Origin of the sequence: Amycolatopsis sp. NPDC089917 (genome assembly GCF_040684635.1) — a bacterium.
Taxonomy (GTDB): Bacteria; Actinomycetota; Actinomycetes; order Mycobacteriales; family Pseudonocardiaceae; genus Amycolatopsis.
Window position 1 is genome coordinate 45,589 of record NZ_JBFBGL010000026.1, and the last position, 13,326, is coordinate 58,914.

Annotated in this window: 11 protein-coding genes; 7 read left to right on the forward strand and 4 right to left on the reverse strand. The window is 68.6% G+C overall.

Annotated elements, in window-relative coordinates:
• Positions 1-662 precede the first annotated feature (662 nt).
• Complete coding sequence (locus AB0N89_RS20155; protein ID WP_364206525.1) at positions 663-1,244, forward strand: hypothetical protein; 582 nt, start codon at positions 663-665, stop codon at positions 1,242-1,244.
• Here AB0N89_RS20155 and AB0N89_RS20160 read toward each other — a convergent pair whose 3' ends face one another.
• From AB0N89_RS20160 to AB0N89_RS20170, 3 genes are all read right to left on the reverse strand, one after another.
• Positions 1,245-2,393, reverse strand: a complete 1,149-nt coding sequence (locus AB0N89_RS20160) for a hypothetical protein (protein WP_364206527.1) — start codon at positions 2,391-2,393, stop codon at positions 1,245-1,247.
• Entirely contained in the window at positions 2,393-3,130 is a 738-nt protein-coding gene (locus AB0N89_RS20165) for a serine/threonine-protein kinase (RefSeq protein ID WP_364206529.1), read from the reverse strand. Before AB0N89_RS20165 ends, AB0N89_RS20160 begins: the two co-directional genes overlap by 1 nt.
• A gap of 2,017 nt (positions 3,131-5,147) precedes the next feature.
• On the reverse strand, positions 5,148-5,744 hold the full coding sequence (locus AB0N89_RS20170) for a response regulator transcription factor (protein WP_364206531.1): 597 nt from the start codon (positions 5,742-5,744) through the stop codon (positions 5,148-5,150).
• Between the two features lie 310 nt (positions 5,745-6,054).
• Here AB0N89_RS20170 and AB0N89_RS20175 point away from each other — a divergent pair, with 310 nt between their 5' ends.
• The 3 genes from AB0N89_RS20175 to AB0N89_RS20185 are packed head-to-tail and all read left to right on the forward strand — an operon-like array spanning position 6,055 to position 7,694.
• Positions 6,055-6,867, forward strand: coding sequence for a hypothetical protein (locus tag AB0N89_RS20175; protein ID WP_364206533.1), 813 nt, complete (start codon positions 6,055-6,057; stop codon positions 6,865-6,867).
• A gap of 38 nt (positions 6,868-6,905) precedes the next feature.
• A complete protein-coding gene (locus AB0N89_RS20180; RefSeq protein ID WP_364206535.1) occupies positions 6,906-7,325 on the forward strand; it encodes a TOBE domain-containing protein in 420 nt (139 codons plus the stop codon).
• Positions 7,326-7,352: 27 nt separating this feature from the next.
• Positions 7,353-7,694, forward strand: a complete 342-nt coding sequence (locus AB0N89_RS20185) for a LysR family transcriptional regulator (RefSeq protein ID WP_364206537.1) — start codon at positions 7,353-7,355, stop codon at positions 7,692-7,694.
• Between the two features lie 4 nt (positions 7,695-7,698).
• Here AB0N89_RS20185 and AB0N89_RS20190 read toward each other — a convergent pair whose 3' ends face one another.
• A complete protein-coding gene (locus tag AB0N89_RS20190) occupies positions 7,699-9,150 on the reverse strand; it encodes a helix-turn-helix domain-containing protein (protein ID WP_364206538.1) in 1,452 nt (483 codons plus the stop codon).
• Positions 9,151-9,264: 114 nt separating this feature from the next.
• Between AB0N89_RS20190 and AB0N89_RS20195 the strand changes: the two genes are divergently transcribed.
• The 3 genes from AB0N89_RS20195 (at position 9,265) to AB0N89_RS20205 (ending at position 13,320) form a co-directional block, all read left to right on the forward strand.
• Complete coding sequence (locus AB0N89_RS20195) at positions 9,265-10,062, forward strand: FAD binding domain-containing protein (protein WP_364206540.1); 798 nt, start codon at positions 9,265-9,267, stop codon at positions 10,060-10,062.
• Entirely contained in the window at positions 10,059-12,782 is a 2,724-nt protein-coding gene (locus tag AB0N89_RS20200; protein ID WP_364206542.1) for a molybdopterin-dependent oxidoreductase, read from the forward strand. The genes AB0N89_RS20195 and AB0N89_RS20200 overlap by 4 nt, the downstream gene beginning before the upstream one ends.
• Before the next feature lie 91 nt (positions 12,783-12,873).
• On the forward strand, positions 12,874-13,320 hold the full coding sequence (locus AB0N89_RS20205) for a molybdopterin-binding protein (protein ID WP_364206544.1): 447 nt from the start codon (positions 12,874-12,876) through the stop codon (positions 13,318-13,320).
• Positions 13,321-13,326 lie beyond the last annotated feature (6 nt).

Sequence of the window (13,326 nt, forward strand, 5' to 3'; positions counted from 1 at the left end):
AGCATCCGGATCGGTGTTGGACCAGTACTCCACAATCGCCTTCTTGAACTCGTCCCCGGGCAGACGCCTGTCACCGTCGGCGCCACCGCGTTCCTGGCAATCGCCGACGGCAGAGTGGGGGCCTGTCGATGTCCCAGAGAAGCCGCGACCCGCTGTCCGCAGAGCACGTGGTCCTGTTCGGTCAGCTTGACGTCTCCGTCCAGGCGGTCGAAACCGTAGCCGACCTGGGCGGTCAACTGGTCGGGAACGGACACGAATATTCGACCGGGGTCGCTGGACGAGCCTGGTTCACCATAGCGGAACCTGCCTGCTCAGCGGCTCTGCGGATAGAGGGCTCCCAGGCTCACCGATGGCGTGGTTTCACGACCGCCCGAGTTGCGGAATCAGGTACCTGGTCGTCCGTTCAGGCAACGATGTCGGTGGTGGAAGTGTCCTTGCCACCCGACGCTGTGGTTGGCTTGGTGGAGTGAGACAGTCGTGTTTCGCATAGGGCGCCGCGGGGTTCCCGCAGCAGCCAGGTCGAGGAGAAGCGGGGAGAGGTGGTCGTGCGCAGCGTCACAGTAGTAACACCGGTCTCCTCACTCGGAGGTCGTCGGTTCGAGCCACAGGCCGAGTTGTCGCTGCATGGTCTCGCCTCGACCGCGGCCGCGACCCTCCCAGGTGTGGCGGATGACGTGCTCTTGATCCCAGAGATGCGCAGCCCGCTGGGTCTTCCCGACTTCGTAGCCTTGGCCGGGGGACAGGAGTGGCTGCGCGCACGCAGAGCGGCAGGCGTTCCCCCGATCCTCGCCGAGGCCGATTGCTTGGTACTTTCCGCGCTTCACCCCGGGCAACCGCTCTCATCGGCGACGGTCGGACGGCGGATCGGGTGGTCGCGCCCCGTACTTGATCCGGTACTGGCCCGCCTTGAACGGGCGAACGCGATCGAGACCACCTCAGGCAGCGCCCATAAGGTCAATCCCGCACTGGTGCCTTGCGGTTGCCTCTTCGCGCTCGAAGCGAAGGTCAAGGATTGGCAGAAGGCCGTGCTGCAGGGACGGGCGTATCGGACATGGGCGAACAACTACGTCGTACTGCTGGGCGACGTCGGACCGGTTGCGGAGAGACGTGCGGCCGAGCGTGTCGCGCTGGATGGAGGGGGTCTCTACTCACGGTCCGGGTGGACCGTGCGCCCGCGCGCGCGACGGCCCGCGTCGGCGAAGAGGCTTTGGGGCTTCGAGCACCTGTACGCAGTGGCGCCGTAGTCACACCCAGCCTTCTGAGGCCGCGAACAGGTCGAGACCGTCGAGGAACGGCTTGATCCAACGGTCGGCGCCGATCTTCGCACCGGTGATTCGTCTGACTTCTGTCCAATCCGGCCGGGCCTCCGTATAACGCCGTCGGAGCGCGTCGACCCGGTCTCGGCCGGCGAGATCGTTGAGCTCATTGACGATCTTCGTCAAAAGCATCGCGTGATGGTGAAAGGCTTGTTCGGGTTTGGGACCTATGTCTCCCGGTGACAGACTGGTCGCCAGTGTGGGAGATTCCGAGGCCAGCGTGCTGTACTCACCCTTCGTGAGGCCGCCCATGAGACCGAGGAGTGTGGGCCGCTGATACCAGCCGCCGCCGTCCTGGTCACTTCCTCGTTCTTCGAAGTCCTGGTAGACGCAGATTCGCTGGCGGAGGTCCCAGCCGGTTCCGATGGCTTCCGCCCCGGCGGCGACCGCGGGAAGTGCTGCCAAATCGCCGAAGGCGACGCGTACCGGCTTGTCCTGGCTGAGCGCGAAGGTCGTCCGCATCAGTCCGAATACTTCCTCGGCGCTCGCGCGGGGCGGCATCGAGTTGTCCGATCGCGCCACGACGAGTAGCCAGCCGGCTGGCTCCAGCTGATCGAGCGCGCCGATGTGCGCGTCGAGCTCAGCACCGGCACCCCAGAATTGGAGGTCGCCGGCCACCGTGAGCCACGCGGAAGGCGCGGCGGTTACCGCCTCCTCACTGAGCTCGAGCGCGTCCTGGCTCATCGGACTGTCCGGGTACGACACGAGCAACGACGAAGCGAGGAGAGGGCTGGAGAGTTCGCTCTGGATGGCGTAGACGCGGTCGATGTGATCGCGCTTGGCCTGTCGCGATGACAGCTTTCCACGCGTGCAATCCCAAAGTTCCCAAGTGTCGTAGTAGCGGAAGTCGCCGGCCCGTGGCATGTTCAGCGCGTACGTCATCGGGTCGAACCAGAATTCGCCGCCGGCCGCTCGGATCTGCTCGGAAGTCTCCAGAGCCGAGCGCTTGAAGCCATTGGCGGACCGAGGGGAGGTGAAAGGGGAGAGGTACGCACCGGTCGCGTATCTGGCCTTGACCGCGTTCGTGGTCCACTTGATCAGTGTGTTGCGCGCGGTGTCGCCGAGAAATACCCCCATCACGCCTCCTCGAACGCGCGCATCAGCGCGTCGCCATTGCGATAGCGACGCGCCGGTTGGGGATGCAGCCCCCGCTCGATCACGGCTATGAGGCCGTCCGGGAGGCCAGGGCGAGAGGCCCCGAGCGGGATGTGCTCGGCCGTCCGCAGGCGCCTGAGATACTCGAAGTCATCGCCCTTATAGGGCACAGGGGAGTTCCCAGTCGCGGCCGAGTAGACCAGCGCGCAACACCCGAAGACGTCGGAGGCGGCGGTGGGTGCGCCCGAGTACGCCTGGAGGTGCTCCGGAGTCATGTACCCACGGGTGCCCGGCTGCCCGCCCACGGTCAGAACGCTTCGTAGGGTGTGCTTAGCGAAACCGGGGTCCATCACCACGAACCTCCCGGATGCGAGTCGCTGGACGTTACCTGGACTCAGGTCCCGGTGGATGACCTTCCGCGCATGAAGAGCCCCGAGCCCAGCGGCGACGTCCCGGCCCAGCGCAAGCAGGTGCTCGACGGGCCAGTCAGAACCCCCGTACCGAAGATCCGTCCCGTCGAGGAACTTCTCAAGCCAGAAGGCGGCAGAGGGAGGATCGCCCAGCAGGTGGAGGTCGGAGCTGACCGCCACAACGTTGGGATGGTCGATGCTCTTGAGTAAATCAACCTCTCGTCGCGCTCGCTCGAGCGCCGCGGGATCCGCGGCCAGGCCGAGGTCGATGAGCTTGAGCACGCTCTCCGCGCCGTCGGGCTGAGTCACGACATGCACCTGCTTCTGCCCGCCCTGCACGAGAGCCCGTGCGGGTACGAGGCCAAGCCGAGAGCAGGCTTCGTGCACGAGATCCAACATCTTGGCATTCTGCCTGCTCACTAGCCCGCAATGCGAGGTTTCGGGACGGTGAGTAGCCGAAGGTGCCTGGAGAACTACTTTCCGCAGTCTCATTCTTATGTCCTCAACCAGGGCCGCCGCCCTGTTCGTGGATCCGCACGCTGTGAATGTGACCTGGCGAAACTGCCCGGTCGGATTGCGCCCTGGAGCAAGCAATATGACCCCAGTTTGGCGTGACATTGTCACCGTCGTTCTCCGGCTCTATCGACAAGGCGACGCGGCGATGCGCGATAGATGTCTCAACGTCGTGGACAAGCTGGCCGATGTCGGGGCATACGGGCTGCCAGAGGCGCTCCAACACGAGCGCTGCCAGGCGGGCGCGGCCTGGGCAGCGCCTCTGGTTGTCTACCTGTTCAGAGGACGTTGCTGAGGCATTTCTTGTGATCCCATTTTCGCCACCGCCGGCCAGTGCTCCAGCGTCACCTAGTGACCCTGCCGGGTAACCGGGGACTCGTTGATGGCAGGGATCCGCTGGAGAGCGGCGAGGCCGCGCTTGTGCCGTCTCCGATTGGGCTCCGTTGCCGAAGTAGAGCCCGACACGGCCCGATACAGCCTGGCACTTGGATGGAACGCAAGACCTGCGCTGACCTGCACAGATGGCCGAAACTCTACCCTTGCGTCACTGGCTGACCATGCGGTGGAGGGGACTTGTAAACAGAAGGTCAGGGGTTCGAGCCCCCTTGGCGGCTCAAGATCAAAATAGCCTGTGAACTGCGGATATACCGCGTTTCGCGATTCTTGTTCATATTCTTATCGGCGCCATTGGGCTCCGTTTCGTCTCCGTTTTCACAGGTGTGCCGATTTCGGGTCGAGTCTGCCTGCGGTCCGGGCAGGTGCCGGGCGCGCGGGGCATGTCGCCCAGGCAGGTTTTCTGACGTGGGCGGAGGTCCATGCCGCGTGCGGCTCGGATTCAGGCAAGAGGCCGACGGGGCGAGTGTGCGTGGAGTTCCCGCGGCCCGGAGAAGCTGACCGGATCAATGCTCGCGGCGGCACGGCCGGCGCGGTGGTTCTTCGATCTACATCGGGTGACACGGAGGACGGTGACGGCGTTCGTGGTCCGGATCTTCGCGTGATCTCGCCGCGGGAGGGCGAGTATCCCGTTGAGTGGCTCGTGTGGCGCCGAGCCCGCAGGCGCATCCTGGTTGACCACGCGTGGCCTGCGGTGACCTGTGATGATTCGGGGGTGTCGTCGTGATGCGGCGGCGGTGCGGGTCGTGGGGATCCGGGTCGGCAGGTGTAGAGGTGGGGGCGCGCAGGCTGGCGGTGTAGCGGGCGAGAGTGTTGCTGGTTTCCCTCGGTTTGCAGGTGAGATCGCTGATGTGGCTGTGGGCATCGGTGGGTGCGGCGTGTCCGTTGTTGGCGTCCTGTGTAGCTGTCGCGAGGGCGGTGAGGGCTTCCTCTGGCGGTCCTGGTAGCTATCGTGCTGACCGGTACGGCCGCGATAGCGGCCGTGCTCGGAATCGCGAGCCAACTGGTGCTGATCAGCCTGGGCCTGGTCGAACGACACAAACGTCGAAACCGTGCGACCATTCGCCACGAGGAAACGCCAGAGAGCCCGGCGACCAGCTGGTAGCGGTTATCGTGGCGGCGGCCGCGGAGGCCGGTTTTCGAGGCCGCCGCCATCGCCGTATTCCCGCGCGAGTGCTCGCGCCCGATGTCCGGTTCCGGTGAGCGCACTTCCGGCGTACCACCGGCAGGCCCATGTCGCGCAGCTCCCCGGCCAGGTCGCGATGAGTGGGCAGCTGGGGTGCCTGATCGGCGGATCGGGTCGCACCAGCTGTTCGACAACCTGTTCGCTACGGTGACCAGCTCCCGACGCGACGTCGGATCGCTGCGGCGAGCGGGACCCCGGCGAAGGGGAGTTCAGGCTCGGGGCTGTGGGATTGGTTCAGGTCATGAGGCCGCGGCGGAAGCCGTGGGCGACGGCCTGGGCGCGATCGCGAACTCCGAGTTTTCCGAACAGGCGCCGGGCGTGGGTTTTGACGGTGTCTTCGGCCAGGTACAGCTCCCGGCCGATCTCCCCGTTGCTTTTGCCCTGACTCATTCCGTGCAGCACCTGCATCTCACGCTTGGTCAGCTCGACTCCAGGCGTCGAGGGTTCTCGGGGAACGGGAAACGTGACGTCGGCCAGGGTGCTGGCGAGCGCGGCGATGACCGCGGGCCGGGAGGCGTCCCACCGCAGGTAACCGCGGGCGCCTCCGGCGATAGCTGCCGCGATGGTGGACGCGTCGTCCGGTGCGCCGAACACGATGACGTTCGCTCGCGGGTTGACAGCGACGAGCCCTCGCGTTGCGTCGACACCGCCAGAGGTCGCCCGCTGAGTGCCGATCAACACCATGTCGGCAGGTTCACGGGCATAGCGGATCTGCAGTTCGTCGCCGCGTGCGACGCAATCAATGTGACTGACACCCGGGACGGCGGACATCACCCGAGTGAGACCTTCCCGAACAGAACGCCGATCGTCGCAGATCAAGATCGTGGTCACCCGATTCCCCTCCTCCGCCGGGCGTGTGACCCGACTACCACGAACAGTAACGCACAGAGAGTTACCGACCGGTACGGTATGTGTTACCGCCTGGAGTACGAGAAAGGCGTACCGCGAGGTCTCCGACCTGCGCGATCCGCCGTGAGACGGCCCGGCGTCCCGTATCGCTCAGTTCCTTGGAACGTGGGGGACGGGTCGGGCTCAGATCGGCGTCTGGACAGGTTGCCTTCCTGGGTTTGGCTACCGCGGGGGCACGAGCGAGCTCTTTGGCGATGTTCTGCGGGGCGAATGGGCGCGGTAGCGTGCTGCCATGGTTCTGCATCGGCTCGTCGCGGCGTTCGGTTTCGTGGTGGTTGTGCTGCTCAGTGCGGCTCCGGCGACTGCCGCTCCCGCCCGTGCCGTCGATGTCGGCGGACAGGTCGCGGTCCCGGCGAGGTACACCGCGGCCGATCTGGTCGGCGCCAGTTTGCACGACGTCGTCGTGCGGGCGGCGCCGATCGTGCCGCCGGGTAAGAACGCTATTCTCCGGGCTCTCGTGCGGGTGGAGGGGCGGCATGGCGGATCGGCGACGTTCGCCTTGGCTGAGCTCGATCCGGCGTTCGGTAATCATCTCGCGACCTTCGTGCCGTCGCGTTCGGGGATGCGGCTCGCTGTGCCGGGTGACCGCGTCCCGGGTCGTGGTGTCGCGGACGTGACGGCGATCCACGTGTCCGTGCCCGCTGTCGGGCCTGACCAGGTTTCACCGGGGTCCATCCGGGTCGTGTCCGGACACCGGAGCGTCCTCGTGTCCGCGTCGAGGCTGGCCTGGTTGCCCGCGCGTACCGTCCGGGTGACGTTCCAGTCCGGCGCCGGCCCGCAGACGCATACGGAAACCGGGCCGCCGCTGGCCGCGGTGCTGTTGGCGGCAGGTGTGCTGCCGAGGGCGGATTTGCCGGTGGTCGCGGTCGGTGAGGACGGCTATGGCGCCGCGGTCACGTTGGCGGAGGACTATGTCGGCGGCCGCCCGCTTCTCATGTCCACTGTGGAGGACGGGGCGGCGCTGACCCGGCCGCGGCTGATTCCCGCCGGTGACGTCAAGGGTGGCCGGTACGTGTCCGGGGTGGTGACCCTGGCGGTCGGCTGACCTGCGGTGGAAGCCCGGCGAGGCTACAGTCCGCGCTCATGGGCTTGAGCATTCGCAACCAGCTGACCGCGACCGTTCTCGCCATCACCTCTGGTGAGGCGATGGCGACGGTCAAGGCGCGCCTGTCCGGCGGGCGGGAGATCACCGCCGCGATCACCCGGGAGGCCGTCGAGGATCTGGCCCTCGCGGAGGGCTCGGAGGTGCGGGTTCTGGTCAAGTCGACCGAGGTGTCGCTGGCCACGGGGGAGATCGACGGCATCAGCATTCGTAACCAGTTGCCGGGCACCGTCGCGGGGATCGCGGCCGGTGGCGCCATGGCGGCGGTGAAGGTCGCCGTCGACGGCGGGGAGCTGACCGCGGCGGTCACGAAGGAGGCTGTCGACGAGCTTGGCTTGTCGACCGGGACTCCGGTGGTGGCACTGGTGAAGTCGACGGAGATTTCGCTCGCCACGGCTTGAGTGCTCTCGCTCGCGCCATACTGAGGCATGCTGTTGCGCCAGCTGGAATATCTGGTGGCGTTGGCCAAGGGGCGGCATTTCGGGCGGGCGGCGGACGCGTGTCATATGTCCCCGCCGTCGTTGTCGGCGGCGATCCGGAAGCTGGAGCGGGACCTCGGTGTCCCGATCGTCCGGAGCGGGCGGCGGTTCGCCGGCCTGACACCGGAAGGCGAGCGGGTCCTGCTGCGGGGGCACCGGATTCTTGCCGAGTGCGACGCGCTCCGGCAGGACCTGCTGGAGGGTTCCGCGATCCGGGAGGAGTACCTGGCCGTCCGGACCGGTGGCAAGTTGGCCGGCGTCGGTGCTCATTCCTGTTCCGTCAGCGCCTGATAGGTCAGCAGAGCAGCGCGGCACGCAGGTCGAGGCGGTCGTCGAGCCGGGACAGATTCCGGCCGAGGGCCTCCTCAGCGCGTTCGATCCGGTAGTGCACGGTGTTGACGTGGACGTGCAGCGTCCGTGCCGTCCGCGCCCAGGAGCCGTCGCAGGCGAGGAACGTGGTGACGGTGTCCAGCAGGACGGTGTCGCGGTCGAGCAGCGGTCCGAGTACCCGGCGGCGGAAAGCCTTGCGCAACAAGGGGTCCAGCCCGGACACCAAGGCCTCGAAACCGGTCTGCTCTCCGGCGCTGGTGGTGAGCGCCCCCGTGGAGCGTGAGATCTCGGCGGCGTGCCGGGCCTGGGTGAGGCCGGCCGGCAGCTGGTCCGGTCCGTCGAGTGCCGTGCTCGTCCCGGCGACCAGAGGGTTCCGTGGGTCGCAGGCCTGCAGTGCTTCCCACAGCGCCGGGGGAGGGGCCGAGGTGCCGGACTGGATCGCGATCGCCTCGCCGCGGGGCAGCACGCCCACCACGTTGGGCAGCTCGGCCAGTGCTTCGGCGAGCGCGCGGGCGGCGGTCGCCGAGTCGTCCATGGTGAGGGAGTGGACCAGGTAGGGGCCGTCGGCGGGCAGACCGCACCGGCGGAGCGCGGCGCGCAAGACGGTCTCGTCGGAGCGGGTGGTGATGGCGGTGGCCAGCCGGTTCGCTGTTTTCCGGTCGGCGTCGAGGCGTTGGTCCTGAGCTCGCTGGAAGCGGCTGATGGTTTCGGCGATCTCCCGCAGCGCGCCGGGCGGGGTGCCCGCGGTGGTCGGTGCGTGGACCAGCCAGGTGTCGTAGACCGTCGCTCCCGCGTCGATCCGCAGTGTCGTGCCGACGCGGCGGCGGACGTCCTCACCGGGCTCGATCGGCGCGGTCGCGCTCGCGGTGCGGGCCAGGACCCGTCCGGTCGTGGTCACCACGTAGCAGGCGAGATCCCCTAGAGGGGCACACGCTGCGGTCAGGACGTCGTCCAGCGGTGCGCCGTCGGTGAGTAACCGGTCCAGTTCCCGGCGCGCGCTTTCCGGCAATGCCGGACCCGCCGTGGCGTCGAGGCCGCCCCACCGTCGCAGGTAGACGGCGTCGGTGACGGCGCGGAAGTCAGTATCGGCCGGGACGGCCAGCAGCGGGACGCTATGGCGACGGCAGGCGTCGGCCAGCACGGCCGGCACCTCGCCGTGCGTCTCCTCCCCGGCCAGCAACGCGGCGGCGTGAGCGGCGGCGACGGCTTCGGCGAACCGATCGGCCTTCGCGGCGCCGTCGTCGGGCGACCACCAGACCAGTCCGGTGAGGACGAGGTCGCCCGCCCGCACGAACCGGGTCGGGTCGGCCAGGTCGGTGACGACGGCACCGGCGACGTCGCGGCTGGTCAGCGCCGCGTCCGTCCACACGACACGGAGCCGCAGAGCAGGCAGGTCGAGCAGGTCACGCACACGCATGTCTTGGATGATCCACCAAAAACCCGCGGTTTTACGAGCTGTTTTCAGGGCTGTTCACCTCTCGTCCTCCGAGCGCGGTGTTGTTTTGCTGGACCGACCCGGCAAGGAGGTGCGATGGACCTGAACACCGTGACCGCGATCCGTGACCCGCGAGTGCCCGGCCAGTGGCTCCCGGGCGACGCCTGGCTGGCCGGCGGCACTTATCTCTTCTCCGAACCCCAGCCCAGGCTGCGGCGGCTGGTCGATCTGAGCCGGTTCGGCTGGCCTGCGGTCACCCGGCAGGCGGATGGCTCGCTCGAGTTGGCCGCGACCTGCACGATCGCCGAGCTGTCCCGGTTCGCCGCGGGCAGCGGGCTACCGGTCGCACGGCTGGTCGAGCAGTGCTGCCGGGCGTTCCTGGCGTCGTTCAAGATCTGGAACATGGCCACGATCGGCGGGAACCTGTGCAACGCGCTGCCCGCCGGGCCGATGATCTCCCTGACCACCGCGCTGGACGGGGTCTGCCTCCTGCGCGCCCAGGACGGCACCGAACGTCGGGTCGCGGTCGCCGATTTCGTCACCGGCGCGGGCATGAAGGATCTGGCGGACGGTGAGCTCCTGCGGTCGGTCACCCTGCCCGCGGTCGCGCCGCACCAGCGGACGGCGTTCCGGCAGACGTCGCTCTACGGCCTCGGCCGCTCCGGCGCTTTGCTCATCGGCACCCGGGGAGCCGGGTTCACGCTCACGGTCACCGCGTCGACCCGGCGGCCCTTCCGGTTCACCTTCCCGACCGTGCCGGACGCCGCCGGCCTGCGGGCCGCGCTCGGCGCGATTGACGACGAGGACTGGTTCGACGACATCCACGGCCTGCCTGCCTGGCGACGGCACATGACGTTCCGGCTCGCCGAAGAGATCCGGAGCGAACTGGCATGAGCTTCGAACTGGACGTCAACGGCCAGCACACCGCCGTCGAACCGCGTGCCGGTCAGTGCCTGCGCACTTATCTGCGTGACCGCGGCTGGTTCGGCGTCAAGAAGGGCTGCGACGCCGGCGATTGCGGCGCCTGCACCGTCCACGTCGACGGTGAACCGGTGCACAGCTGCCTGTATCCGGCGGTTCGTGCGTCAGGGCGCTGTGTGACCACCGTCGAAGGACTCGCCCGCGATGGCGAACTCCATCCGGTGCAGGAGCGATTCCTTGCCGCGCAGGGGTTCCAATGTGGGTTCTGCACCGCGGGCTTCCTCATGACGACCGCCGCGCTGGACGAGGAGGCGAAAGCCGACCTGCCGCGCGCGTTCAAAGGGAACCTGTGCCGCTGCACCGGCTATCGCGCCATCGAGGACGCCGTCCGCGGTGTCCGGCACGTCGAGGAGCCTGCCGCCGGGGAGACCGTCGGACGGAACCTCGCCGCCCCGGCCGGGCCCGAGGTGGTCACCGGCACGGCGCGCTACACCTTCGACATCGATGTGCCGGGGTTGCTGCACCTGAAGCTGCTGCGGTCGCCGCACGCGCACGCCCGGATCACGGCGATCGACACCTCCGCCGCGCTCGCCGTCCCCGGCGTACACCTCGTTCTCACCAACCTGGACGCGCCGTCCCGGCACTTTTCGAGCGCGCAGCACGAGCACGTCGAAGACGATCCGGCCGATACCCGGGTGTTCGACGACGTCGTGCGGCACGTGGGGCAGCGGGTCGCCGCGGTGGTGGCCGACAGCGAGGCGGCGGCCGAGGAGGGCTGCCGCCGGATCGAGGTGACCTACGACGTGCTGCCCGCGGTCACCGATCCGGAGGACGCGATGCGTCCCGGCGCCCCGGTAGTGCACGACAAGGACCCGGAATCGAGCGGGATCGCGCGGCCGTCGGACAACGTGGTCGCCGAACTGCACGGCGAGGTCGGTGACGTCGAAGAAGGTTTCGCCGAGGCGGATGCCGTCTACGAGAACACCTTCACCACCCAGCGGGTGCAGCACGCCAGCCTGGAGACACACGGCGCGGTCGCGTGGTTCGACGACGACGGACGGCTGGTCGTGCGCTCCAGCACCCAGACGCCGTTCCTCACCCGCCGGTCGCTGTGCGCGTTGTTCGGACTGCCCGACGACGCGATCCGGGTCGTGGCGGGCCGGGTCGGCGGCGGTTTCGGCGGGAAACAGGAGATGCTCGTCGAGGACGTCGTCGTGCTGGCCGCGCTGCGGCTGCGGCGGCCGGTGAAGCTGGAGTACACGCGGGCGGAGCAGTTCTTCGGCGCGACCGTCCGGCACCCGTTCACCGTGCGGGTCAAGGCGGGCGCGCGGGACGACGGCACGCTCACCGCGCTGCGGTTGCACGTCGTCTCCGACACCGGCGCCTACGGCAACCACGGCCCCGGCGTGATGTTCCACGCCTGCGGTGAATCCCTCGCCGTCTACCGGTGCGCGAACAAGAAGGCCGACGCCTACGCCGTCTACACGAACAACGTCCCCTCCGGCGCCTTCCGCGGCTACGGACTGGGGCAGGTGATCTTCGCGCTGGAGTCCGTTTTGGACGAACTCGCGCACCGGCTCCACCTCGATCCCTTGGTGCTGCGGGAACGCAACGTGATCCGGGCGGGCGAGCCGTTGATCGACGCCCACGGGCAGGAAGAGGACCTGCACATCGCCAGCTACGGCCTCGGCGAATGCCTCGACATCGTCCGCGCCGCCCGCGACGAACCGGCCGAACCCGCGCCACCCGGCTGGCTCGTCGGCGAAGGCACGGCGCTCGCCATGATCGCGACCGCGCCGCCACGCGGGCATTTCGCCGACGCCACGGTCTCGCTCCTTCCCGACGGCACGTTCGACGTCGCGGTCGGCACGGCCGAATTCGGCAACGGCACCACGACCGTGCACCGGCAGATCGCCGCCGGACGGCTCGGCACCACCGCGGACCGCGTCACGATCCGCCAGTCCGACACCGACCTCGTCCGCCACGACACCGGCGCCTTCGGCTCGACCGGGACCGTCGTCGCCGGGAAAGCCGTCCTGCGCGCCGCGGACCTGCTCGCCGGGCGGATCCTCGGGTTCGCCGCGGAGCACCTCGGCGCCGACGTCGCCGACTTGCGGCTTGCCGAGGACGCCGTCGAACACCTCGGGAACAGGGTGCTGCTGAAGGAACTCCACCAGGCCGCCACCGCGGCGGGCCGGTCGCTGACCGCGGACGGCCACTTCGGCGGCACGCCGCGCTCGGTGGCGTTCAACGCGCAGTGGTTCCGCGTCGCGGTCGACCCGGACACCGGCGAACTGCGGATCCTGCGCAGCGTCCACGCGGCCGACGCCGGGAAGGTGATGAACCCGATGCAATGCCGCGGCCAGGTCGAAGGCGGCGTCGCCCAGGCCCTCGGCGCCACCCTGTTCGAGCACGTCCGCACCGACGGCTCCGGCGCCGTGACCACCGCCGCATTTCGCCAGTACCGGCTGCCGTCCTTCGCCGACACCCCGCGCACCGAGGTCCACTTCATGACCACCGACGACGCCCTCGGGCCACTCGGCGCCAAGTCCATGAGCGAAAGCCCGTTCAACCCCGTTGCCCCGGCGCTCGCCAACGCCCTGCGCGCCGCGACCGGGATCCGCTTCACCGCGCTCCCACTGACCCGAGACCGCATCTGGCTGGCCCTCGACCAGCGAAAACAGGTCGATTGATCCGATCTTGCGGAGATATTCGCCGAAAAGATCCGCATCTGCGCCTGATCGGTGGATAGGCGCGAGCGGCCGACCGGCTTAACGTGGAGCGATGGAGCAGCTCCTGGTCACCGGCGGTCGCGACGAGCGGCTGATCGACATGGCCGAGCTGCGTTCCCGGTCGACGGTCCGGCTCGACATCGACTACGTGACGCGCCGCAAACGCGAACAGCACGAAGTGCAGGGCGTCCACCTCCACGACGTCCTCCGGGAGGGCCCGCTCCCGTTCGATCCACGGCACAAGATGCCCGGACTGACCGTGGTCGTGCTCGCGGTCGCCGAGGACGGCTTCCAGGTCGCTCTCTCGCTCGCGGAGATCGACCCCGAATTCGGCCACTGCGCCGCGCTGCTGGCCACCCGCTACAACGGCGAACTGCTGCCGCGGCCGACCCTGGTGATGCCCGGCGACCTGCGCGCCAGCCGATACGTGCGCGGACTGGCACGGTTGTGCCTGCTCACCGTGGGAAGTAACAGCGCCAAGGCGGCTTCGCTGACGTGACGTCGC